Consider the following 1,468-nt stretch of genomic DNA (forward strand, 5'->3'; position numbering starts at 1 on the left):
GTCGCCCCTGCAAAAATGCCACTTTCAGAGAGCCAACAACTCACTGGTCTTAGTTGATTCATTCGGCAGCGCCAGAGTTGAACATAAAATAGCCAATATCAGGCGTAAATGCCGCCCATTTTCATAAGGCCAACGAAGCTCCGCGAGCTTCCTTAGAACCTTCCTGAAGTTCAAGCCCACGCCGCACAGAACCGCGTGTATCTTGTCGCCGGCAAACCCTTTGAGGAAGTTTCGATACATCAAGCCGTCGCTTTTCAGGTGGCCGATGATGGGCTCAATACTGTTTCGTCGGTGTTGTAGATCAGGGTGTGCCTTGCCACGCCCTCGTCGCTTGCCGGTAATATGAACGTTTGAGAGGTAGGTGCTCTCGCTACCCCGGTAACCACGGTCGGCCAGCAGATGTTCCGGCATCTTGCTGGTGTGCAGGAGAACTCGTTTGAGCGCCGTGTCGACGGTGTGGCCATCGTAGGGATTGCCAGCCAGAGCCTGACAGTCCAGAACAAAGCCTTCTTTGGCTGTGGTCACTACGCTGACTTTGGAGCCGAACTCATAGCGGGTGCGAGCCTTACCCTTGGCGATACACACCACTTCCGGCTCGTGCAGGCTGTAAAGTCGGGGTTTAACGCTGCGATCGCCATATTGCTGTAACAACCGCAAGGCTTGATGGAGCTTGTGGTTCAAGCGCTCGGAACGCTCCTCCAGGGTGCGCTGGTCAATGATGGCCTCACAGACCTTGGCCAGATTCCGGTGCATCTGGCGAAGCACTCTATGCATCCGCTTGAACTGCCGGGCATGGGCGTATCGACCTACCTGCCAGACCATGTCGGGCAGTTTCTTGCAGAAGGTCTGACGGAACTTGATGCCTTCATCTTTGGCCAACTCGACCAACTGCCGGTGGCAGCGCCCTGCCAAGCGAGCATCGCTCGGGTAGGCAATTGCCTTGGGCATGACCGTGGTATCAATGACCGCCACCTTGAGGCTTTCTGGCGCAATGACCCCTGTGTCCTGACCCAGAGCAATGCTCATCTTCAGCAACTCACGAGCCCCATCGTCACCGATGCGATGCCGGAACCGCATCATGGTGGTCTCATCCATGGGCAACCGGTGCTGAAAGATCACTTCACCGCAGAAGTGTTGCCAATAGGGATTCTCCACCCAGCGATCCAGAACATCACGATCCGAGAGTGCAAACATATGCTTGAGCAGTTGCAAGCCCACATGCAAGCGAATAGGCAACCCCGGACGACCGGACTCCACCGCGTATAACTGACCGAAGTGCTGTTCACAGGCGGACCAGTCGATGCGTTTTCCCATCTGCACCAGTTCATGCCGGGTATTGAGGATGTCTTCAAGGTAGGTTTTCAGCAGATCTCGTTGTGGTGCCTGGCGCTTATCCCGTGGAATCATGGCGTTTTCTTCCGGTTTTTGGGCGAAACGGGGAGATTTATGGTGGATATTATACTCGAAA

The 1,468-nt window shown here is 55.0% G+C and carries 1 protein-coding gene; it reads right to left on the reverse strand.

The window, feature by feature from the left end; all coding sequences use genetic code 11:
- Positions 1-24 precede the first annotated feature (24 nt).
- Positions 25-1,407, reverse strand: coding sequence for an IS5 family transposase (locus FE848_RS18535; RefSeq protein WP_200205391.1), 1,383 nt, complete (start codon positions 1,405-1,407; stop codon positions 25-27).
- Positions 1,408-1,468: the final 61 nt, after the last annotated feature.

Source organism: Marinobacter sp. 1-3A (assembly GCF_016597775.1).
In the GTDB taxonomy this organism is placed as follows: domain Bacteria; phylum Pseudomonadota; class Gammaproteobacteria; order Pseudomonadales; family Oleiphilaceae; genus Marinobacter; species Marinobacter xiaoshiensis.